Source organism: Photobacterium sp. AWH4_225 (assembly GCF_056158405.1).
The window spans coordinates 506630-529344 of the sequence record NZ_JBSWTF010000004.1 but is presented as its reverse complement, the minus strand read 5'-3'; the positions used below and the strand labels follow the sequence as shown (position 1 = coordinate 529344).

At 46.2% G+C, this 22715-nt stretch carries 16 protein-coding genes; 10 read left to right on the top strand and 6 right to left on the bottom strand.

From position 1 onward, the window contains the following. Window positions 1-22 precede the first annotated feature (22 nt). The 3 genes from malF (at window position 23) to ACXAD4_RS19800 (ending at window position 2945) form a co-directional block, all read left to right on the top strand. Window positions 23-1606 (top strand): maltose ABC transporter permease MalF, encoded by a 1584-nt coding sequence (gene malF / locus ACXAD4_RS19810; RefSeq protein ID WP_475243615.1) that lies wholly within the window; start codon window positions 23-25, stop codon window positions 1604-1606. Between the two features lie 11 nt (window positions 1607-1617). Next, window positions 1618-2508: a maltose ABC transporter permease MalG gene (malG, locus tag ACXAD4_RS19805; RefSeq protein WP_107297074.1), complete on the top strand. Its 891-nt coding sequence runs from the start codon at window positions 1618-1620 to the stop codon at window positions 2506-2508. 233 nt (window positions 2509-2741) lie between these two features. Next, on the top strand, window positions 2742-2945 hold the full coding sequence (locus ACXAD4_RS19800; RefSeq protein ID WP_317523128.1) for a hypothetical protein: 204 nt from the start codon (window positions 2742-2744) through the stop codon (window positions 2943-2945). Between the two features lie 512 nt (window positions 2946-3457). Here ACXAD4_RS19800 and ACXAD4_RS19795 read toward each other — a convergent pair. The 3 genes from ACXAD4_RS19795 to ACXAD4_RS19785 form a co-directional block, all read right to left on the bottom strand. Further along, a complete protein-coding gene (locus ACXAD4_RS19795; RefSeq protein ID WP_475243613.1) occupies window positions 3458-4621 on the bottom strand; it encodes a GGDEF domain-containing protein in 1164 nt (387 codons plus the stop codon). 311 nt (window positions 4622-4932) lie between these two features. After that, the gene (locus ACXAD4_RS19790; protein WP_475243611.1) at window positions 4933-5487 is read right to left on the bottom strand and encodes a DUF1415 domain-containing protein; all 555 of its coding nucleotides are present in this window, start codon (window positions 5485-5487) and stop codon (window positions 4933-4935) included. A 141-nt stretch (window positions 5488-5628) separates the two neighbouring features. Beyond that, a complete protein-coding gene (locus tag ACXAD4_RS19785) occupies window positions 5629-7632 on the bottom strand; it encodes an exoribonuclease II (protein WP_475243609.1) in 2004 nt (667 codons plus the stop codon). Between the two features lie 310 nt (window positions 7633-7942). Between ACXAD4_RS19785 and ACXAD4_RS19780 the strand changes: the two genes are divergently transcribed. The 3 genes from ACXAD4_RS19780 to ACXAD4_RS19770 all read left to right on the top strand — a co-directional run bounded on the left by ACXAD4_RS19780 (window position 7943) and on the right by ACXAD4_RS19770 (window position 13802). Beyond that, window positions 7943-9703, top strand: coding sequence for a sensor domain-containing diguanylate cyclase (locus ACXAD4_RS19780; RefSeq protein ID WP_475243608.1), 1761 nt, complete (start codon window positions 7943-7945; stop codon window positions 9701-9703). 291 nt (window positions 9704-9994) lie between these two features. Continuing rightward, a complete protein-coding gene (locus ACXAD4_RS19775) occupies window positions 9995-11884 on the top strand; it encodes a DEAD/DEAH box helicase (RefSeq protein ID WP_475243606.1) in 1890 nt (629 codons plus the stop codon). Between the two features lie 211 nt (window positions 11885-12095). Next, a complete protein-coding gene (locus ACXAD4_RS19770) occupies window positions 12096-13802 on the top strand; it encodes a phospho-sugar mutase (RefSeq protein WP_475243605.1) in 1707 nt (568 codons plus the stop codon). A 127-nt stretch (window positions 13803-13929) separates the two neighbouring features. On the opposite strand, the gene ACXAD4_RS19765 is transcribed toward ACXAD4_RS19770, so the two are convergent. Next, window positions 13930-14385 (bottom strand): exoribonuclease R, encoded by a 456-nt coding sequence (locus ACXAD4_RS19765; RefSeq protein ID WP_475243604.1) that lies wholly within the window; start codon window positions 14383-14385, stop codon window positions 13930-13932. Between the two features lie 196 nt (window positions 14386-14581). Between ACXAD4_RS19765 and mrcB the strand changes: the two genes are divergently transcribed. From mrcB to ACXAD4_RS19745, 4 genes are all read left to right on the top strand, one after another. After that, entirely contained in the window at window positions 14582-16933 is a 2352-nt protein-coding gene (gene mrcB / locus ACXAD4_RS19760) for a penicillin-binding protein 1B (protein ID WP_475243603.1), read from the top strand. Window positions 16934-17146: 213 nt separating this feature from the next. Next, window positions 17147-18838 (top strand): asparagine synthase-related protein, encoded by a 1692-nt coding sequence (locus tag ACXAD4_RS19755; protein ID WP_475243601.1) that lies wholly within the window; start codon window positions 17147-17149, stop codon window positions 18836-18838. Window positions 18839-18900: 62 nt separating this feature from the next. Next, window positions 18901-19479: an NUDIX hydrolase gene (locus ACXAD4_RS19750; RefSeq protein WP_475243599.1), complete on the top strand. Its 579-nt coding sequence runs from the start codon at window positions 18901-18903 to the stop codon at window positions 19477-19479. 369 nt (window positions 19480-19848) lie between these two features. Then, window positions 19849-21135: an L-cysteine desulfidase family protein gene (locus ACXAD4_RS19745; RefSeq protein WP_475243598.1), complete on the top strand. Its 1287-nt coding sequence runs from the start codon at window positions 19849-19851 to the stop codon at window positions 21133-21135. 52 nt (window positions 21136-21187) lie between these two features. Here ACXAD4_RS19745 and ACXAD4_RS19740 read toward each other — a convergent pair whose 3' ends face one another. Next, window positions 21188-21475 (bottom strand): Rho-binding antiterminator, encoded by a 288-nt coding sequence (locus ACXAD4_RS19740; RefSeq protein WP_475243597.1) that lies wholly within the window; start codon window positions 21473-21475, stop codon window positions 21188-21190. A 207-nt stretch (window positions 21476-21682) separates the two neighbouring features. Beyond that, window positions 21683-22462, bottom strand: a complete 780-nt coding sequence (locus tag ACXAD4_RS19735; RefSeq protein ID WP_475245595.1) for a RelA/SpoT domain-containing protein — start codon at window positions 22460-22462, stop codon at window positions 21683-21685. Window positions 22463-22715: the final 253 nt, after the last annotated feature.

Here is a 22715-nt window from a genome sequence, read left to right as displayed (position 1 = left end):
ATTTTGCTAGCAAGGAGCTGAGATGCAGTCAGTTCAAGGTGCAGAACTTCTCGATTCACCTCAGGAAAGTTCGAAATTAAATTATCGTAAGTGGCTGAAATGGTCACTGCTAGGCATGATCGGTACGGTTAACGGTTATGCTACTGTCTTAATGTACGCACAGGGTGAGATTCCCTTCGCGCTTCTTACCGTTGTTCTAACAGCTCTTGCTCTTTATATCTTTGGTAGTAAGAAAACCTACGCCCATCGCTACATTTATCCTGGCGTTGCCGGGATGATTATTTTCGTTATTTTCCCACTGATTTATACGGTCGGATTGGCCTTTACTAACTACAGTGCCTCCAACCAGTTGTCTCTAGAGCGTGCGCAGAATGTCCTGCAGCAACGGTCTTTCTTGTCAGGGGAAAGCTACGGTTTCGATCTGTACAAGGTTGAGAACGGACACCAGCTAATCATTAAAGCTGATGGTGACCTATTAGCCTCAGACGTATTCGAAATTTCTAACCCGCCAGCTGAAGAGCATATGAACCTGCGTGAAGTTGACGCGGTTCAGGGTGAGAAAGAAGTAATCCGTACTATCGTGCAAAACCGCTCGAACCTGAATAAGGTTGAGCTGGAAATGCCGAGTGGTGAACACATCCGCATGAGTGGCTTGCGTAAGTTCGCGGCTGAGACTCAGTTGTTCACTCTTCAGGAAGATGGCGAGTCATTATTTAACAATCAAACGAACCAGCTGTTTAAGCCAAACTATGAGATTGGCTTCTACCAGCCTGTTAACGCCAATGGCGAATTCATCGAAAAACCAATTTCACCTGGATTCGTGGTTGGCGTTGGTGGTGCAAACTTTGAGCGTGTGCTTACAGATGACGGAATCAAAGAACCATTCCTAGGTATCTTCGTTTGGACAGTTGTCTTTGCTTTCTTGGCCGTAGCCCTGACACTGGCTCTGGGCATGATCCTGGCTGTTATCGTACAGTGGGAACCACTAAAATTCAGTGGCGTTTACCGTGTATTGCTTATACTTCCATATGCGGTGCCGTCATTTATCTCGATTTTGATCTTCAAGGGTCTGTTCAACCAGAGCTTTGGTGAAATAAACATGCTGCTTGAAGCTATGTTTGGGATTAAGCCATCTTGGTTCTCAGACCCAGTAATGGCTCGAGTGATGGTCGTGATGGTTAACACCTGGCTTGGTTTCCCTTACATGATGATCCTATGTATGGGTCTGTTGAAGTCGATTCCTGAAGATTTGTACGAAGCGTCTGCCATTGATGGTGCAGGCCCTATCCAGAACTTCTTTACTATTACGCTACCAATGTTGATTAAACCGTTAACACCGCTACTGATTGCAAGTTTCGCGTTTAACTTCAACAACTTTGTAATGATTCAGCTATTGACCTCTGGTGGTCCGAACATGGTCGGTACTTCAGAGCCTGCAGGTTACACTGACTTGCTAGTAAGTTACACCTACCGTATCGCGTTTGAAGGTGGCGGTGGCCAGGACTTCGGTCTAGCCGGTGCAATTGCAACAGTTATCTTCCTATTGGTAGGTGGTATGGCACTACTTAACCTGAAATTTACCAACACTAAGCTTGAGCAGGACTAAGGAGAGACGTCATGCCAATGGTTCAACCTAAGTCATTAAAATATCGGGTATGGGCAACACACATTGGATTGTGTTTGTTCTTGGCGGCAACGATTTTCCCGCTCCTAATGATTGTTGCTATCTCCCTGCGTGAAGGTAACTTTGCAAGTGGTGAGCTGATCCCAAGTAACCCAACCCTAGATCACTGGCGATTAGCGCTTGGTTTCTCGGTGACTAACAGCGATGGTAGCGTGACACCGCCTCCATTCCCAGTTCTACTGTGGCTATGGAACACGGTGAAAGTGGCAGGTATTACTTCTATTATCATCGTTGCGCTATCAACAACCAGTGCTTATGCGTTTGCTCGCATGCGCTTCAAAGGCAAGAGCACTATCCTGAAAGGGATGATGATTTTCCAGATGTTCCCTGCGGTACTTGCACTGGTTGCATTGTACGCCTTGTTTGACCGTTTGGGCCAGTACATCCCATTCTTGGGGCTAAACACGCACGGTGGTCTGATTTTCTCTTACCTTGGCGGTATTGCCCTGCACGTTTGGACAATCAAGGGTTACTTTGAAACGATTGATGGCTCGCTGGAAGAAGCGGCAGCATTGGATGGTGCAACACCATGGCAAGCATTCCGCCTAGTACTGTTGCCACTTTCTGTGCCAATCCTTGCGGTAGTATTTATCTTGTCGTTCATCGGTGTGGTAACTGAAGTGCCGGTAGCATCACTGCTATTGACGGATGTTAGTAATTATACTCTGGCTGTTGGTATGCAGCAGTACCTGTACCCACAGAACTACCTATGGGGTGATTTTGCAGCGGCCGCGGTACTATCAGCAATTCCAATTACAACCGTGTTCCTGCTGGCACAGAAGTTCTTGGTCGGTGGCCTGACTGCTGGTGGTGTGAAAGGTTAATTCTTTCCACTGATACCGAAAGAAAAACAAACCGGGTGCTCACACATCCGGTTTTTTTATACCTCACATGAATGTGTTTTTCGTGAAGGCTGGAAAGTGGTTTCTCATTTGTAATACGTGACAAGTGATACAATGCACTGCAAGTAGCACGTTGCTTTTACTTCAGGTAATACCTGCTACGCTTTAGAAGTTGGTTTACGTTGTGAATAAACCCAAATACGTGGAGGCTTCTAATGAAAAAATTGCTTGTTCTTATGATGCTTGCTTTTTCTGGATTTACTTTCGCTAATTCTTCATCCGGCCATGGTGGTGGCAGTACAGTAACTGCGCCACAAATCATATGCATGTATGAAGGGAAGATACTTGGTGTAACCGCTATTCCTATCTATGAATGTACTAAGTTAAAAAAAGAGATGAAGGAAGGCGCGAATAAGTAATACGGCCTCATTTTTATAAAAGTGATCATCATTATGGTCACTTTTTTATTTATAAAACTAAAAGTAATTATCAAACTACTCGGTTGTTTTTTCATGCATTATCGCGTTGATATTTGATTTTATATTGTCAATTTAATCAAAAACATAAATCTTGAATAAATGATGAATTTTAGTCATTTACGCCATCTTATTTGTTTCACATTTCGGTGGGGGCTGATAGAATCATTCTAGTGGGGTATAAAAAGTACCTCATGAAATAACAACAACACGCTTGTTTTCACTTAGGCAAGCGACTCCCGAGTTTAGTGCCTAACAATGGTTTGGCCGCCGATCTGTTAGGATAAGCTAGGCTCCATATATCATTGGCGTTGCTGCATAGCTGGGCTTACCTTTGCAAAAAGAGTAAGTTTTATTGGTAACCAAAACCCGACCTATCTGCTCGGGTTTTTTTGTATCCGGTTGTTTTTCAGATAGTTTGTATTGTTGTAGCGAGATTATTGCTGGCAAGTCGGCTAAACATGGAGTCGTTGGCAAACCTGATTCCTGCCATTGGATTTGGCTCGGTATAGGGCCTTATCAGCGGCTTTCAATACGGAATATGGGTTATCCATTTTGTGGTTATCAGAAACTCCAATACTGACTGTGATATTAGTGGAGACAGAATCAGTATGACTTGAAAGGTCATCTTTGGGATGATCTTGGACTTTTAGCGGGTAGGCTGCAATTTGCTTCCTCACCTGTTCTAAATATCTCAAGCTATCATCTTGCGTCCTTCCCTTGAAGATAATCGTGAACTCTTCCCCACCATAACGATAGACTTTGGCATTATTTGACTGTTTGGCTAGGATACTGGCGACAAGGCGCAGCACATCATCGCCAGTATTATGTCCATAAGTATCGTTGAACGCCTTAAAGTGGTCTATGTCGAGCATCGCAATCGAATAAGTCCGCCCTAGATGTTTTAGTTCCGTATCCAGCGAGCGCCTTCCAGGTATCCCGGTTAATTGATCGATGTATGCAAGCTCATGGCTACAGCTGATCAGATTTGTTAATAGCAGAAGAGATAATACGGAGTAGGCAACACTCGAAATCATGGTGAAGTGAAAGAAGGTGAGTGTCAGTGCTGAAAAAAGTGTACCGATGAATAATGCGTGATCATGGGGGTGATTACGTTTGAACACCAGCATGGCGTGAAGGGTCAGTGAGGCAATAAACACTAAGATAATGGCAACCGGCAGTCTTGAGATGAGTGGAAAACTGATTAGATAATGTTGCCAGACTAGGGTTAAATCAAAGCTAGCTAAGACGTTTACGAGAACTGCCGCACCGATAAACTGTAAAAGTACAGCGCCAAGAAAATAGACATTGGATCGGGTCAGCAAACGGCGCTCAGGAAGCCGATGAATGATGAGCAGATTCAGAGGCAGTGCCACTGAAAGCAATGTGTATGCGAGTCTAGTGGATGGAATGGTTAGAGGTGATTGTAGCCAGGTCTGTATTATGTGATAGCTAAACAGTAATAAGATTGCTGCCAATGAGGTGCGCGACTGATTGAACAACTCCCCTAGGAAGACGGCAACAGGAAGCAGTATATAGGGTAGAAACTTGATGAGTACTTGATTTGTAGGGGAAAAAGGTGAAGCATGATGCAAACCTGCCAGCACAACAAATGCCAATAGGACCGGGGATCCAAATCGGAAAAAAGCATGTCGGCAGAGTGGAATTGAAAATAACTGCATTGCTTACTGATGATACCTTTGCTCAGTTGGATACGTCGAATCATTAAACGAGAACAGCAATTACCTCTTGTTGATTATATACATAGTGCGTCAGTATGCATAGGTGCGGGCGTTCTTATCATTTACAATTTATAGCACTGATTTATTAATGTTTATTGGGAATAAGCTTAAAATGAGAGCTAGGTATAAAGTGCCAAAAAAATGACACTAGGCTCGCTCAAGCCTAGTGCTTATCGAATGAGGATTGGTTACTTAATAAATGGGAAGAGCTTTTTCACTTCTTCTGCAGATAAACTTTCAACCCGCTCGATGTTTCGTTCTGGGATCCCCTCCGGATCGGGATAGTGCTTAAGGACTTTTTCCATACTTTCTTCGCGGATCAAGTGGAAAATCGGGTAGGGCGAACGGTTAGTTAGGTTCTCGGCATCCTCTGGATGGGTACCGTGGAAGCAGTAGTCTGGGTGGAAGCTGGCAATCTGGTAGGTTCCTTGGTAGCCCATTTGAAAAACCAGGGCGTCTATGAGGTCTAGATATTGGTTGTAGTCGCCAAAATCATCGAAAAGGTGAGGGGTCACCACTAAAGTGGTTTCCAACTCATCAACCGGTGTGGTATCAAGTTTCTGTAGTTGCTGGTAAATTTCTTCTAGCAGTGCATCTTCACTGTTGGCTTCAGAGATGAAGATCTGAATCTGCTTGTTACGGTTAGGCTTGGCCGCAAACGGACAGAGGTTTAGCCCGATGACGACATTTTCAAGCCACTGCTGGACTTGCTGGTGAATGTGTTCGTTAGTTTGATTTTTCATAGCTGACTTATTGTTGGGCCACTGAGCAATGTGGCTTATAGACTTATTGTGATATACCCGAGCATCTGAAGTTACTTGGGTATAATTATATAAAAAGGGCCAGCAAGCGCTGGCCCTTTAGTATTGTTAGTTTTGCGTTTATTAAGCTTCAGCAGATTCTTCAGCAGGTGCATTCTCTGCTTCTGGCGCTGGGAACTGCTTAACAGGCTTGGCAACTAGCTGGCGTGTCGCAGTGCGCACCTCAGCAATGTTCACTTCAAGCTGATCACCAAGTTGGTATTCTTTCACCTTGTCGATGTTCACAATACCTAGCTCGCCGTTGCACTCGATACGCTCTTTGTTATCGAGGATCAAAGGCGCAGGAATGAACGCGGCAGCACCGTTTTCAAGCAAACGAACACGCATGCCTGCACGGTTGATATCGAAGATTTCAGCTGTAAATACCGTAGCTTCTTTCACCGCGTCTTTTAGCAGGCGCACGTATAGCCAATCAGCAACGTCGCGCTCAGCCATACGGTGGTTACGGCGGTGTGTCGCTATTTCTTCACCCACGCTGTCATCCGGCGTTTGGCTTGGCTCCTGACCAGAGATAACCGCTTTAAGCAGGCGGTGGTTGATCATATCGCCATACTTACGAATAGGTGATGTCCATGTTGCGTAGACATCCAAGCCCATCGCGTAGTGCGCTGCTGGCTTGTTACCTACTTCACTGTACGCTTGGAACTTGCGAAGGCGGTTGTCCAAGTAAGTCGAGTCTTGTGCGTTCAGCCAGCGGCGAAGGGCACTGAAACCATCTAGGGTTAGCAGTTGCTCTTTATCAAATGGTGCTTCGGCTGCGGTCAGGAAGTCCATCGCTGTATCCAACTTCTCAGGGTTGAATCCGTTGTGGTAGTTATACACACCTAAACCGAATTTGTCCTGCAGCACGCGACCAGCACAGATGTTTGCAGTGATCATCGCTTCTTCGATCATGCGGTTTGCGGTACGGCGCGGATCGGTGTGGATAGCGATTACATCGTTATCTTCGCTCAGTTCGAAACGGTAGTCTGGACGATCTGGGAACACGACTGCATTGGCGGCACGCCACGCGCTGCGCGCATTAGCAAAACCGTGAAGGGCTTTGATCTGCTCCAGAATAGTGTCGTTTGGTGTCCAGTTTTCGCATGTGCCGTTTTCAAGCAAATCAGATACGTTGTCGTAAGCCAAACGGCCTTGCGACTTGATCCATGCAGCAAAGAAGTGAATATCGTCTTGGATAACACCCTCTTTATCGATGCTCACGCGGCAACATAATGTTGGACGTTTCTCGTCTTCTAGCAGTGAGCAAAGCTCGTCACTCAGTTCACGAGGCAACATTGGGATGTTTCGGCCTGGTAGGTAGATGGTGAAGCCTCGCTCGCGCGCTTCTTTGTCCATCTTGTCACCCACTTCGATGTATGATGTTGGATCCGCAATAGCGATCGTGATTTCAAAGCCGCCGTCTTCTTTGGCAACAGTGTAAATCGCGTCATCCATATCTTTGGTTGATTCACCGTCGATAGTGATGAATGGAAGCTCGGTTAGATCTTCACGCTCCAAGCCTTCTTCAAGCATCGACCAGCTTTCTTGTGGTGCTGGCTCGGCATTTGGCAGGTCGTGACGAGCAAGTGTTACCCACCACGGCGCAATCTTGTCATTGCTGTCAGTGATCTTTTCTTTGATTTCACAGAAGAATGTCTTGTTGTCACCGACCAACGGGTGGCGTGTCATATTGGCAACAACCCAGTCGCCTTCTTTAAGCAACTCTGGGTTTAGACCTTTGACAGGGCGAGCTTTAATAGCATCTTTTAGCTGAGGGTGGTCGGGAACAACATGCAGACGATCACGGATAAGCTTTACTCGGCCAATGAAGCGAGTAATGAATTGCTCGATCAGTTCCTGTGGTTCAGCAACTTCGCGTTCCTTTTCTGTACGAATAACTGCCATAACACGGTCACCGTGCATAACGTTTTTCATATAGTTAGGTGGAATGAAGAAGCTTTCTTTATTGTCGACTTCTAGAAAGCCAAAGCCACGATCAGTTGCCTTGATGCTGCCTTCTTTCTTAGGAAGTGTTTCCTGAATTTGTTTTTTAAGCTGTGCTAATAAAGGATTATCTTGAAACATTATGCCCGGTCTCAGGTTGTTAACAGCCACACTATAAAGTTTTCAGCCCATAAAACCAAGCTCAAGACAAAATGTCACCAAATTGTCTTACTCCCGCATGCAGCAAACCTACTCATACCAAGGCGCGGTCGAAAAAACGTACATACGTTCAGTTAAATTTATAACATCGGTAGCATTCCATAAATAAACCTGGAGTCAACACGGACATAATAAGATATAAGTGGAATAACAAAAGGTTGCATTTTAAGCATCAAGCTTTGCTACCGATACATAAAGCTGTATAGCTGCTACAACATTGCTAGGTATAGAAATGGGTAAAGAAGCGAGCAGAGAGCTGGATAAACTTGTCGATCAACTTGTACGGCAGGCTAATATGGGGCAGTGGTGTCAAGCGCTACTAGGGACACTCAAGGATGATTTCCACTTAAATAATATGACTTTCATGATTGAACAAGATCATGAAATCATGGTTGTTGCCAGTTGTGTGGGTGAAACATTCCAGTATTACTCGCCTGCCTTGCGGCTAGATGAATATAACGGGGTGCCTCTGGGGCCAATACAATTTGCCCGTGACAGTGGTCAGTTTGTCAGGACGTATGTAAATAGACCTTATAAAGCAATTTGGTTCGATAACTGCGGCGATTGGTGTCAGTTAGTTTTACCTATCATTATGCACGAAAGGCCTGTGGGGTATATTTACGCAGAAACCAACAAGCCAGAATACTTTGAAGCAAGAATAAAGGAAGTAGAACAATTCTTTGCTGTCATTGCTTCTGACGTAAGTGCCCGGGTGTTGTTGAAGGAGCTGGACTCGCAGCATCAGAGTCGGCAAACGGCGGAAGCGGAGCTGGCTGTCCGGAATAAATCACTCAACCAATATCTGAGGCTACTGAAGAACCTGCATGAGTTAACTCTGGCGTTGTCAAAGGTCAGTAGCAATGATGAGCTATTCAAAACAGCGGTACAACTGGGACGAGAAAAGCTAGATATTGATCGAATGGCTGTTTTTCTCATTGATTTTAATAAAAATGAAATGCGGGGGACTTATGGTACAGACCCCGACGGGCAGTTAGTTTGCAGGCGCTCATTCTGTAGTGCTGTACCAGACCATCCTTTGGTGAATGAAGCCTTGAGCCGAAAGGATCATGTTGTTGTAAAAGAGAATGCCCCTCTATATTACGGAACCGAGCAAGTAGGTACCGGCTGGAACGCAATGATAGCAATGTGGAACGGTGATCGCTGTATAGGGTGGATTGCGGCAGATAATCTACTTAAGCGTCAACCTATCACGGAGCATCTAAAACAAATATTGAAACTGTTCGGTGCGTCTCTTGCTCAGCAAATTGTTATCCACCAACAATATGAAGAGCTAAGGCAGCTGAACTTTGAGTTGGAGGAGCGCGTCGCCCGCAGGACTAAGGAGCTAATGTCTACTAATGCTGCATTAGAAGCGGCCAATCAAAAGTTGGAGCGTTGGTCGATGCAAGATGGGCTTACCCAGGTTTCGAACCGGCGTTTTTTTGATGCCAGTTATCGGCGGGCTTGGTTGGAGGCTATTGAAGCTGGTACCCCTGTTGGGGTCATTATGCTAGATATTGACCACTTTAAAGCATTCAATGACTATTATGGCCATTTGCAGGGTGATCAATGTCTAAAGCAAATAGCCAATATGTTGAAAGTAATGACAGAGGAACATGATGGGGCTGTTCTTTCACGGTTCGGAGGGGAGGAGTTTGCCTGTATTTTCCCTCGTTGTAGCCAGCGACAACTTGAAGAATTCGCCAACAGCATGGTTACTGGGGCAAGAGGGTTGCAATTAACCCATGAAAAAAGCCCATATGGCGTGATAACCCTCACGGCTGGTGGTTGCTATATGATGCCACCTAAACTGCCTCTGAATGCTGTCACAAATAGTGAGGAAGACCGCTCAGGGGAGCTCGGGCAATCTGCTGTAATGCATGGCCCAGAATCGAGCTTGTTGATGAACAAAGCCGATATGGCTTTGTATCAGGCTAAAAAAGCAGGAAGAAATCAGGCCTGTATCATCGACTTCAATATGTTATCGGCATGAATCCCAATAGATTTCACTATTTTCTCTTTGAAAGCGACTGTTTTTCTTAAGCAAAAATAGAGAAAGCTCAGGTAAGTTGTATGAAATGGGTTACCTAAATAACCGGTTTGTATAAATAATAGGTGTTTGAAGAGTAATTTGTGACAGTGCTCAATTTTTTCTGGCTTTTTATCTTGTATTGGCGCACAATGCGCGCCTCTATAGTCGAGGCCCATGCTTGTGGTTGCTGTTGCAGAACCGTTTTATAGCCAAAGGGGCCCCGTTTCCGTTAGATCATTTATTGGGATCCCAATGCAAGAATCTGTTACAGAATTTCGTCAGTTAGAACTGGCCGACACACTACTATCCGCACTAGACTCAATGGGCTTCGTTGCGCCGACTCCTATTCAGGCGGCGTCTATTCCTCTACTACTTACTGGTACTGATGCACTAGGTAAAGCGCAGACAGGTACAGGTAAAACAGCGGCATTCTCACTGCCTCTACTAAACAAACTGGATCTTGGCCAGCACAAGCCACAGGCTATTGTTATGGCTCCGACTCGCGAACTAGCGATTCAGGTTGCAGCTGAGATCAAAACACTAGGTCAGAACGTTAAAGGTCTTAAGGTTCTAGAGATTTACGGTGGTGCTTCTATCGTTGATCAAATGCGTGCCCTTAAGAGCGGTGCCCACATTGTTGTTGGTACTCCTGGCCGTGTTAAAGACCTTATCACGCGTGATCGTCTACACCTTGATGAAGTACACACGTTTGTACTTGATGAAGCAGACGAAATGCTGAAAATGGGCTTCGTTGACGACGTTACTTGGATCATGGAGCAAGCGCCAGAAACAGCACAGCGTGTTCTGTTCTCTGCAACTATGCCTCCAATGGTTAAAGAAATCGTTGACCGTTTCCTACGTGAGCCTGCGCGCATCGACGTTGCTGGTGAAAACCGTACTGTTTCTCAGGTTGAGCAGCAGTTCTGGGTTGTTAAAGGCGTAGAGAAAGACGAAGCAATGATGCGTCTTCTTGAAACTGAAGATACTGATGCGTCAATCGTATTCGTACGTACTCGTCAGGACACCGAGCGTCTAGCTGACTGGCTATCTGCACGTGGCTTCAAAGCTGCTGCACTTCACGGTGACATTCCTCAGTCTCTTCGTGAGCGTACTGTTGATCACATCAAGAAAGGTGTTATCGATATCCTAGTGGCAACTGACGTTGTTGCTCGTGGTCTTGATGTTCCACGTATCACTCACGTATTCAACTACGACATCCCATTTGATGTTGAGTCATACATCCACCGTATTGGTCGTACTGGCCGTGCTGGTCGTACTGGTAAAGCGATCCTATTGGTTCGTACTAACCAGATCCGCATGCTGCGTACTATCGAGCGTGTAACTAAGTCTCGTATGGAAGAAATCCAACTTCCTCTACGTGATGCTGTTGCCGAAGCTCGCCTGAACCGTCTAGGTCAGGAGCTAGAAGCACAGAAAGAAGAATCAAGCCTAGAAGCGTTTGTTGAGCTTGTTGAGAAGCTACAAGAAACCATCGAAGTTGATGCTGCTACACTAGCTGCAATGCTACTTAAGCGCCAGCAGGGTAACCGTCCTCTGTTCTACAAAGGTCCAGACCCAATGATCGCTGCTATCGAGCGTGACAAGCAGCGCCGTGAGCGTCGTCGTGAAGACCGTGGCGGTGAGCGTGGCGAGCGTCGTGAGCGTCGTAACTTCAATACTGCAGACTGGGATACTTACCAGCTTCAGGTTGGCCGTGAGCAAGGTGTTCAGGTTAAAGATATCGTTGGTGCAATCGCAAACGAACTTGGCCTAAGCAAAGAGTTCATCGGTGCTATCAAGCTTGCACCAGAGCACACTTATGTTCAGCTTCCTAAGAAGATGACCAGCGAAGTGGCTGCGCAGCTTAAGAAGCTACGTATTCGCCAGAACGAAGCAAAAGCAGTTGTTGTTGCTGACGATGTACTGCGTGAGCACCGTCGTGGCGGCCGCGATGGCAACCGTGATGGTAATCGTGGTGGCTACCGTGGCAACCGTGATGGTAACCGCGATGGCAACCGCCCACGTCGTGACGGCGAGCGTCGTTTCGACCGCAACCGTGGTGGTGACAACCGTGGTAGCTACCGTGGTGAGCGTAACCATGGTGCTCCTCGTCGCGACCGTAAGCCTCGCTTCGAAGACTAATCGACATAGATTACACAATCTAGTCAGATGATTTGAGAATCCAGCTCCGAAAGGGGCTGGATTTTTTTATGCCTGTCAGTTGCCTCTTCTTTCAGTCATTCCAATGACTTATTTTTAATACCGCTAAGTCTGTATTTTGAGACAGAGATAATTGTCCCTTGTGGCACACCCTCTATACTTTCCCAAATGGTTAGTTATAGGGAATACCGACATGACACCAGAAATCTCAACATGGTTAGCACGGGATCCTGATCCGGTAACACGTGAAGAGTTGCAGCAATTAGTGGATGCTAATCGCCAAACAGAGTTAGCTGACAGGTTTTCTACTCGTTTGGCGTTTGGTACGGCAGGGCTGCGCGGGATTGTCGGCGCTGGGCCAAATCGGATGAATCGGTTGGTTATTCATGAAACGGCTTTGGGGCTGGGCAAGTACCTTTTGCAGGTAGATCCGCAGTCGGCAGCGAACGGGGTTGTGATTGGCTACGACGGTCGTCCAGATTCACGCCAGTTTGCCCATGATGCGGCCTCAATGCTGACCTCATTGGGTATCAAGGTTTACCTGACTGAAAAAGTTGCACCGACTCCAGTGGTCGCTTTTGGTGTCCGCCATTTGAATGCAGCGGCAGGTGTGGTCGTCACTGCTAGCCATAACCCTCCGGCCTATAATGGCTTCAAGGTGTACTGGGGCAATGGTGCACAAATTATCCCGCCTCATGACTCTGGTATTGCTGAGCAAATTGATAATGCGGCTTCTGAGTCGCTTCCTAAGCACTCAATTGAAGATGGTGAACGGGAAGGGCTACTGCATTGGCTTAACGGTGACTTCTATACCGAATACCGCAAAGCGCTAAATAACAGCTCGTTACTATCAAACCACAATGAACCTGAAGCGCTCAGTCTTGCGTACACGGCGATGCATGGCGTAGGCGCAGATTTGGCTGAATCCTTACTTGCCGATGCGGGCTTTGGCAAGGTTTACAGTGTTGCCGCACAGCGTGAGCCCGATGGTTCATTCCCGACCGTTAATTTCCCTAATCCGGAAGAGCCCGGTGCGATGGATATGGTGATAGCAGAGGCGGAAAAACACCAAGCAACATTGGCTTGTGCTAATGATCCCGATGCAGACCGATTTGCGGTTGCGGTGCGAACCGAAGAGGGCTCATATCAAATGCTGACAGGTGATCAAGTGGGGGCTTTGTTAGGCCACTATCTGTTAACCCACGCAGCACCAGTACAGAATTTGGTTGGTACAACGATTGTATCTTCAACCTTGCTTGAAAAAATTGCCGAGTCTGTAGACGCCTCTTTTTATCAGACACTGACTGGTTTCAAATGGCTAACTAACGTTGCAATGGAAAAGCAGACCGAGGAGAACCAGTTTTTGTTCGCCTATGAGGAAGCGCTGGGCTATACCGTGGGCAATGTGGTGTGGGACAAAGACGGTTTATCTGCGCTGGTTGCTTTTGCCCAATTAACCGCAGAGCTTGCTTCAAATGGGAAAACGGTTTGGGATCGGCTTGAATCGATTTACCGTGAACATGGTCTGTATATCAACGCCCAGCGGAGTATTGCGCTACAACCTGGCACGCCTCCAGTAGGAGATAGTTTGCGCGCATCACCACCAAGCCATATCGCAGGGCGAGGAGTGGCAATTGTTGATGACCTGAAAACATCAAAGCGTACGTACGCAAATGGGCAAACGGAAGCGATAGATCTGCCACCAAGTGATGTGCTGATTTACCACCTTGATGATGATTCCCGAGTCGTTGTTAGGCCATCAGGTACTGAGCCGAAGCTCAAATGCTATTACGAGGTCATTGAGGCGATGAGTCACGAAGATTGCTTTAATCACGTCCAGCAGCGGGCAGAGGAGGCGATGAATGACCTGATCGCTAAACATCAGGCATCGTTAGGGTAAAATCATATATACCCAAGCTACAGGCTCAGCCAGAACACATTTGTTCAGGGTTCTGGCTGCGCTGCATGTGCTTTCCAGCGCTGAGTATTATCCGCCCATGTATGGTGTGGATTATGTATGGTGTAAATTATTGGTTGTTGCGTTGCTCGTTGATTTCAGCATAAGTGTGCAGCAAATCTGTCAGTACTTTAATCCAGCCAAATGCATCTTTCGGTGCATTGATAAGCAGCTTCTCAACCTGTTCGCAGTGCTGCTCAAGTGTTACCGCTTCTTCAAGGTTGAACGACATTGCGTAGAAGTGCCATAGAATTAAGCGGGTCATGCGTTCGGTATTCTGCTGGGCGTTGTCTGATTCAGCAAATGCGGCACTGACTTCACCAAGCGCAATGGCAGTCATACGCAGCATGGCATCAAATTGTGCCGATTTCATGCGATCTTCGCTGTCGATCTCTTCCTGCTCAAAGGTAAAGATCTCTTGCATCATATCTTCAGGTACCATGCGGCCAATCACTCGTAAGCTGAATTCTTCCAGCTCATGGCGTGGCATCGTCATCAGGCACTCTAGTTTATAATCGCGTTCCATTGTTTCTCTGCTTGGCTATCAGTTGTGGGGCGCGTATTTTGCGTGATTTTGAGCTTAATTTCCAGCTATGTGGTGGAGTTAGCGCTGTTAGAAGGAAGATGAGTCGGTTTGGGGCGGAAATGCTTTGACAGAGTACTGACAAAGCACCTTGAACCTTGCGGTATGGTCGGCGCGAATTTGTAACGAAAGCGACATTATGACCAAGCAACAGAAGCGTATTGAGCCTGAAATAACAGACCTGAGCATCTCATCATCTGAATCCCCAGCACCGAAGAAAAGTGCAAAGCCTCGCCGTTCGTACCGTAAATTGAAATTTGCGCTACTGGGTGTATGCCTGCTTACCTCTGGTGGCATTGTCAAAATGGGTTTTGATATAAACGATGAAGTGACAGCAAAGTTTGAGGGGCAATTGTGGCAGCTTCCATCAGTTGTCTATGCGCGTGAACTGTCGCTACAACCGGGAGTGCTGGTTCGTTATGAAGATTTGATCAATGAGCTGGAGGCGCTGAAATACCGAAAGGTCAGCAACCCAACCCGTCCTGGTGAATATTCTACCAGCCGTCTAACGGTGGAAATGATCCGCCGTCCTTTTGAGTTTCGTGATGGTCAGCAGGAAGCCCGGCATGTTGTTGTCAAGTTTGACTACTCCAAGGTCAAATCAATCACCGAAGTTGAGTCAAACCGCGAGCTTGGCTATATCCGTGTTGAGCCGAAATTGCTTGGTATGCTCGAGGCGCAAACGGAAGAGCAACGTATCTACCGTCCGATGGAAGAAATGCCTGAAGACTTGATAGGTGCACTGATTGCGACAGAAGACAGAGACTTCTATGAGCATGATGGTGTCTCGCCTACGGCAATCGCGCGAGCTTTCATTGCTAACCTAAAGGCGGGTCGCACGGTTCAAGGGGGCAGTACGTTAACTCAGCAGTTGGCTAAGAATATGTTCTTGACCAGCGAGCGCAGCTTGTGGCGTAAGGCCCGTGAAGCCTATATGGCACTGATCATTGATTATCGTTACAGCAAAGATCAAATTCTCGATGCGTACTTGAATCAGGTGTATCTGGCACAAAGTGGCCGAGATGCCGTACACGGTTTTGAGCTTGGCTCGCGCTTTTATTTTGGCTTGCCGTTGTCTGAGCTTCGTGTCGATCAACAAGCCTTGCTGGTTGGCTTAGTTAAAGGCCCGTCATATTACAATCCTTGGCGCTATCCTGAGCGAGCCAAGAACCGCCGCGACCTAGTGTTACATCTGATGTTTGAAAACGGTGTTCTGGAGCAAGAAGATTATCTTGCAGCCGTTGAGAAGCCACTTGATATTCAAGGAAAAGGTACTATCTCAAATCGCCAGCCGGCATATTTTGGCCAATTGCAACGAGAGCTAGCTGCAAAAGTACAGAATTATCAGGCGGGGCAGGGACTGAGGTTATTTACGACTCTGGATCCACGTTCGCAGGAAATGGCTGAACAATCAGTACGTAAGATCATTCCGAAGTTAGAATCAAAAGCTGGCGACCAGCTTGAGACTGCCGTGGTTGTTGCTGATCGGGTCAGTGGCGAAATACGCGCTATGGTTGGGGGCTCACGTCCGGGGTATGATGGCTTTAATCGTGCGGTTGATGCAAAGCGCCAAATTGGTTCAGTTGTAAAACCGGCGGTCTACCTGGCAGCACTTGAGATGCCAAAGCGCTTTTCCCTAGCTACCAGCTTACAAGACAGGCCATTGACGTTAAAAGGTCAAAATGGGGAAGACTGGTCACCGAGAAACTATGATCGCCAATACCGGGGAGAAGTCCCATTGTATAGTGCATTGGCTAAGTCATATAACATCCCTACGGTGAACCTCGGTATGGCTGTTGGCTTGGATGAAGTTATCAATACCATGGAAAAGCTGGGTATTGATAAAAACGAAGTACCGAAGTTGCCGTCTATGTTGTTGGGTGCATTTACCTTGACTCCGGTAGAAGTAACTCAGATGTACCAAACTATCGCCAGCGGTGGCCATAGAACGGAATTATCGGCATTGGGTGCGGTGGTTGATAGTGAAGGGAAGATCCTTTACCAATCCTTGCCTGTATCGACTCAGGCTGTATCACTTCAGGCGGCTTGGTTGACCATGTATGGCTTGCAGCGTGTTGTCACTGAAGGTACTGGACGTTACCTGAATTCTTTGCTGCCATCTTCACGTTTAGCTGGCAAAACCGGTACCTCAGATAGAGGGCGAGATAGCTGGTATGTCGGTGTCGATGGCCGTGAAGTTGTGACGGTATGGATGGGGCGTGATGATAACAAGGCAGTAAAACTGACAGGTTCCTCTGGCCCATTGCGTTTGTATGCAGACTATATCCAGAGCCGAGATCCTGAGCCATTGGTTTTACAAACACCGGCTCAGGTTACCGATTTTGATTACTATCGTGATCAACGAGGCGTTCTCTCACAAAGCTGTGTAGGAAAAACCCACCTGCCAGCTTGGGATCCTCAAGGCACATTGAAACAAGGCTGTGTTAAGAAGGTAGAGAGTTTCTTCAAGCGGTTATTTGATTTTAATTAATCGCGCCGATTGATCGCGAGAAACAGCACAATGACTGAATACCCCAATCCAATTTTTGGCTTGGGGTATTTTTGTATTGCTTTGCAATTAGCAAAAAATAGCTATTGGCTCATTATCGACTATAAATAAGGCAATAAAAACAGTCTCTTATCATCATGTCTGAGTTGGCTTACAAATTGCCTAATTGTTCGTATAGATCAAAAGGAGTGGGCAATGAGTATAATCGCAGGTATTTTTTCTACACGCTGGACGCCGGAGCTGAGCGCAGTAAAACACAATATCGAGAGGCATATATCTCGCAATCAAGAAGATAAACGCCAAATTTTTACCGACTCCTCATTGTTCCTCTGTCATGTCGATTACCAGTGTTTCGGCAAGCCAGCAAAAGCCGACAACGAACGTAGTTTTGCTGTTTCAGCGGGCCATCCGTTGCTTTCTCAATGTATTAAACAGGATTTAGAAACACTTTTAGATAGTGCTGAGCCCGAACAGCAGTTATTGGAAGGTGAAGGGACTTTTTGTGTTTTCCATTATCAAAAGAGTGCACAGATCTTGTCGATATACACAGATAGCTTGGCGATAAGGCCGTTTTATTTCATGCACTACCAGGGAGCGGTCATATTCAGTACTTGCCTTCGCATATTCCCTGAGCTCGGCGTTCCATTAGACAATAACCTCGAAACACTGACAGAAATAGCGACGCTAGGTTATCCATTAGCGAGTAAAACGCCCTATAACCAAGTGATAGCGTCCCGTCCGGGAGAGATGGTAGAAATATCAAACCCGAAGATGATGGAAGTTTCCGTAGACATCAAGCAACGTCGATATTTTTCTTGGGCAAACGCTGATATTGCATCTTGTTCGCTGGAAGATGGGGTAGCTCGGTTAGATGCCGGTTTTAAACAAGCGGTGGAGCGTTATCTTGGTTCTGATACGTCAACTATCAGTACTTTATCTGGTGGGTTGGATTCCCGTACTATTGCCACAGAATTGCAGCGCAGAGGCGTCGAGTTAGAGTGCCTGAATTTTTCGCGTAACCATTCCCAAGATGCTTCGTATGGACAGGAGTTCGCTGCCTGTCATCATATTCCTCTCCATAGTATTCGAGTGACTGATACCCAAGAGCTGACCGTAGAGCAAAGACTTGGAAAGCATTGGCAATCAGAGAGCTTTGAATATTATGATAAACTATCACGCCCAAGGCTTTTTTGGTCTGGGAATGGTGGCAGTGTCTGCGTTGGCCAGATCTATACGGGCGAAGCCATTGTAGAAGCATGCAAACAAGACGATCTTGAGAAGTTGGTTGACTGTTATTTAGAACAGCAGATGGCATATATTCCTCAGCGTCTAATAAAGCAAGGCGCAATGTTTCAGCAGCGACTGCGGGAGAACATTATAGATAGCTTCAGGGAGTATGCGCATTTACCGCTGTTAAAAGCCTACCAATTATTCTTGTGGGAAAATGATCAACATCATCATGTCGCCTTACCATTTGAAGATATGGATCTTTTTCAGTTGGATTTCTGCCTACCGTACTACAGCAAATCAGTATTGGCAGCTATGTTTGCGATGGATACTCACTGGGCATTGAAACATGGTATCTACATGGAATGGTTGCAGCAGAATTATCCGCAAGCCTTAAAAACGCCCTGGCAGACATACCCCGGCCATATTCCATGCCCAATTGACGTAGATAAACCTAAAGCAAATCAGTGGCAGTTTTCTTTACCGACAAAGACCAAGAACCAGTTGCTCCGTGAAGGCTTTTCTACTGTATTCAGTGAAAATGCCACAGTGTTCAATCGCTCGATATTGGGTATGCAGTGTTTATTAACTGCATTGAGATTATATGACTGTACGCCCGGGCTGACCATGGTCAAGCGAATGAATACTTTCATGCTTTGACTTGGGAATCGCGATGTTATCGGCTAGAATGCACCGCTTGTTAAAACGTTCGGAAAATATACATGCGATTACTGAAAGCGACCGTGCATCCTGATTTACAACATTTAGAAACGTCTGAACTTCATCAAAATACGTTTCATCGTAAAGCAGCACGAGGCATCATTCTTAATGGTGACAATATCTTAATGCTGTATACCGAGCGTTACCACGATTACACCTTACCTGGTGGTGGTATTGATGAGGGTGAAGATGCCATCGAAGGTTTGATACGCGAACTGGAAGAAGAGACTGGCGCGCAGAACATTCGTGATATTCGTGAGTTTGGTATTTATGAAGAGTATCGCCCTTGGTATAAGCCTGATTTTGATATCATGCACATGCTCTCTTACTGTTATGTTTGTACAATCGATAAGAAACTTGGCGATACCAAGTTGGAAGACTATGAAGTGAAAAACGGCATGAAGCCGGTTTGGATCAATATCTTTGATGCTATTGCTCATAATGAACACACCATAGCCAACAGTGAAAAGAAAGGCATGTCGATTGAACGTGAAACCTTCTTGTTGAAAACCATTGCCGCCGAGCTTCTTGGTCAGGAAGTGCCTGAAGCGAGTGCTTTTGAAATGAAAGCGGCCAGCTAACAAAGCTACTGGTATAAGACATAGAATCTTTTTCTTTGAACGGCCTCTTATGAGGCCGTTTTTTTATGGTCGGAGAAGATAGCTTTTCTAGACATGTCATAACGTTTTATCTCCGCTGCTTGGATAGGTGAGGGTTACAGTTGAGTAGTGTGATCCTTTGCATTGGTGGTGAAATAACGCATGATTTATGTCACATGAAGTGATTTGTGGAGAAAAACTTTCTAAAAGATAGGCTAAGGATAGGCTAAATAAGAAAACATTTTCCTCAAGATAGCTGTACATTAGCCTTATAAATATAAGGGCTTATATTTCCTCATTTTGCATTTCAATAAGCCCGTAGCCCTACCGAATAGCATAAAGGTGATGAACATGAAAAAGCATCTATGGAATGGTTTCATTGAAACTGTAAAGCGTGAAGTTGTCCCGGCGCTGGGTTGTACCGAGCCTGTTTCTGTTGCTTTGGCCGCTGCTTTAGCAACGCGCGAACTGGGGGATATCCCAACCCAAATCGATGCTTTTGTCTCACCTAACCTGATGAAAAATGGTATGGGTGTTGGTGTCCCTGGTACCGGAATGGTCGGTTTGCCAATTGCTGCTGCAGTGGGCGCAATCGCGGGTGATGCCGATGCTGGTCTTGAAGTACTAAAAAATATTACGCCAGCAGATGTCGATAAAGCCAAGGTAATGCTGGATAGCCAATCAGTATCTGTAGGCGTGGCCGATGTTAGCAACATCTTGTTTGCCAAAGTGACTGTTTGTAGAGGTACTGATTGCGTAACAGTGGTTATTGCAGATAGTCACACACGTGTTGTGTCTATTGAAAAAAATGACCAGGTGTTGTTTATTGCCGATCAAACAGATGCTGCGCAGCCTGCAGCAAAAGAGAATATTTTCGAGCAAGCAACAGCACACGATATTTTTGAATTTGCGTTGAATGCACCGATTGAAGACATCGAATTTATCTCACAGGCTTATTCGCTAAACGATGAGCTGTCGAAAGAGGGCCTGACAGGCAAATATGGCCTACAAATCGGCGCAACATTCCAGCGTAATGTTGATCGTGGTTTACTGTCAGGTGGTTTATTGACAGATATTCTTCGTCGTACATCAGCCGCTTCTGACGCCCGCATGGATGGTGCGATGAAACCGGCAATGAGCAACTCAGGATCAGGTAACCAAGGTATCGCAGCAACGATGCCGGTCGTGGTGGTAGCTGAGCATGTAACAGCGGATCATGAAACAACCATTCGCGCTCTAATGATGTCTCATCTGATGGCTATTTATATCAAGAGCTACCAAAACAAGCTGTCCGCCCTTTGCGGGGCAACGACCGCTTCTATGGGGGCTGTAGCGGGTATGACTTGGTTGCTTGGCGGCCAGTTTAGCCATATTAGCAACGCAATTTGCAGCATGATTGGTGATATCACCGGCATTATTTGTGACGGAGCCAAAACAAGCTGTGCAATGAAAGTATCATCGTCTGCAAGCGCAGCGATTAAAGCGGCTTTGATGGCGCTCGATGGCATTCGAGTAACAGGCAATGAAGGTATTGTTGCTGATGATGTTGATGCTTCAATTCGCAATATGTCAGCACTAGCCAACGGCGCAATGACCCAAACCGATGTTCAGATCTTGGAAATCATGGTTCATAAATGATCACTAACTAGTGCATCGCAAATAGTGAAGAAGGGCACCTAGGTGCTCTTTTTTATCCTTTGAAAATGGCCTGAGGCGAAGAAGACGTGACTTCAGAAAAACTCGAACCCGGAGTCAATGACTTCATTTTGGCAATGAAATCAAGCCGTATTTTGGTGTACTGGTATTGAGTTTTACACACCAGCCATTCAGAGCGGTCTGGGTGAATCTCAGTGTTGATACATTGTCCTTCTACAGTGCTGTCATCCGTGAGTTCAAGCAGGACGTCATAGTGGGCATCGCAGGCTTGTTCGAGATAATTTTGCAACGTGTAGTCTATGGGTTGGTATCTATTGGTCATAACGCGGTCTCTGTGATTAGGGGCTGCGTTGTTGTTATGGCCCCAAGTTGAGTTGAAGTTGGATCAAGATTCCATAGCCACCACATAAAAGCGTAGTCAAGAATGAGAATCTCGCTTAAAACTGAAACAACTTGAAATGATTTAATGGATGAATAGTCGTTTAGGGGTAGAGGCCACTACCCAATCGTAGTGACCTCTGGGGGAAGTTTAAACAGCGATACTTGCAGGCTGTAGGTATTGCTGCCACGCATCGTGATACAGTGCCTTCGAAGTAGCACGCAGCTTGTTGATTTGAGCCACTTCAAATTCACTCTGTGGGCGGCTCTGGCTTAGCGCGGTACGCTCGATGTGCTGAATTTGCTCGTAAATCTTGTGCTCTTCACCATTTTTCACGTCAGAAATGGCATCTAGGTGCAACTGAACTTCAGCAATCATTTCAGAGCCAGGCAGCTGAACTAGCAGCTTTAAATCACGGTAGCCTGAATCTGTTGGCGACTTAAAGCGGTTCTTAACCGATACAATGGTTGCTTCTTTACTAATCAGCTCAAAAGCATGAACCAGACCTGGAATATCGTCAGCGACTAGGGATGCACGTGCAAGGTCGGTGATCTTACTAGCATCGCCATTGAGCTCGGTGGCGATTTTCTTTTCTGCTCGTTCGCGCGACTTCACATCGGGCATAACGATATTGGTGTTTGTCATCAGACCCACTTCATTCATCAGGTTTGCCAGTTCCTGTTGGGCTGAAGGAGCCACATTGTATAAATCTTCAAAATTTTGGTGAGGCTGCTTAATATCAGCAGCGCGCCAGCTCTCAATGCTATAAAGACCGCTCAGGCTTTTCTGGAACGACTTTTTACTGGCTTCTGAATGCTTTGGTGATACCTCATAATCTTGCCCAGAGTAGTCTGCCATCAATGGTGTTGCCATCGCTGACCCGCGGGTCAGGAAAAACAGAACAAAACACGTTCGAAGTACAGATTTCAAGTCCATCAAACAACTCCTTGGTTGCCCGATCACATCGGGCATCATACGTAAAAAGGTGCATCTCAGCGGGTAAAGACCTGCTCAGAAAAAGCGACGTATTTTTTTGAGTTGCTAGCTACTCTACGCTTGCTAGATTAGCAAAGTTATCTGAACGCTGGATGAATTTGGAAAATTCATTGATGAGAGTTAACAAAGGTCTGACAGAGTAAGTGGTAAGCAGCTGAAATAAAAGGGGGAGCAAACTGCTCCCCCT

Excerpts from the sequence above, each read along its gene's own strand:
- malF (WP_475243615.1), top strand. The coding sequence starts at position 23 with ATGCAGTCAGTTCAAGGTGCAGAACTTCTCGATTCACCTCAGGAAAGT.
- malG (WP_107297074.1), top strand. The coding sequence starts at position 1,618 with ATGCCAATGGTTCAACCTAAGTCATTAAAATATCGGGTATGGGCAACA.
- ACXAD4_RS19800 (WP_317523128.1), top strand. The coding sequence starts at position 2,742 with ATGAAAAAATTGCTTGTTCTTATGATGCTTGCTTTTTCTGGATTTACT.
- ACXAD4_RS19790 (WP_475243611.1), bottom strand. The coding sequence starts at position 5,487 with ATGAAAAATCAAACTAACGAACACATTCACCAGCAAGTCCAGCAGTGG.
- ACXAD4_RS19785 (WP_475243609.1), bottom strand. The coding sequence starts at position 7,632 with ATGTTTCAAGATAATCCTTTATTAGCACAGCTTAAAAAACAAATTCAG.
- ACXAD4_RS19780 (WP_475243608.1), top strand. The coding sequence starts at position 7,943 with ATGGGTAAAGAAGCGAGCAGAGAGCTGGATAAACTTGTCGATCAACTT.
- ACXAD4_RS19775 (WP_475243606.1), top strand. The coding sequence starts at position 9,995 with ATGCAAGAATCTGTTACAGAATTTCGTCAGTTAGAACTGGCCGACACA.
- ACXAD4_RS19770 (WP_475243605.1), top strand. The coding sequence starts at position 12,096 with ATGACACCAGAAATCTCAACATGGTTAGCACGGGATCCTGATCCGGTA.
- ACXAD4_RS19765 (WP_475243604.1), bottom strand. The coding sequence starts at position 14,385 with ATGGAACGCGATTATAAACTAGAGTGCCTGATGACGATGCCACGCCAT.
- mrcB (WP_475243603.1), top strand. The coding sequence starts at position 14,582 with ATGACCAAGCAACAGAAGCGTATTGAGCCTGAAATAACAGACCTGAGC.
- ACXAD4_RS19755 (WP_475243601.1), top strand. The coding sequence starts at position 17,147 with ATGAGTATAATCGCAGGTATTTTTTCTACACGCTGGACGCCGGAGCTG.
- ACXAD4_RS19750 (WP_475243599.1), top strand. The coding sequence starts at position 18,901 with ATGCGATTACTGAAAGCGACCGTGCATCCTGATTTACAACATTTAGAA.
- ACXAD4_RS19745 (WP_475243598.1), top strand. The coding sequence starts at position 19,849 with ATGAAAAAGCATCTATGGAATGGTTTCATTGAAACTGTAAAGCGTGAA.
- ACXAD4_RS19740 (WP_475243597.1), bottom strand. The coding sequence starts at position 21,475 with ATGACCAATAGATACCAACCCATAGACTACACGTTGCAAAATTATCTC.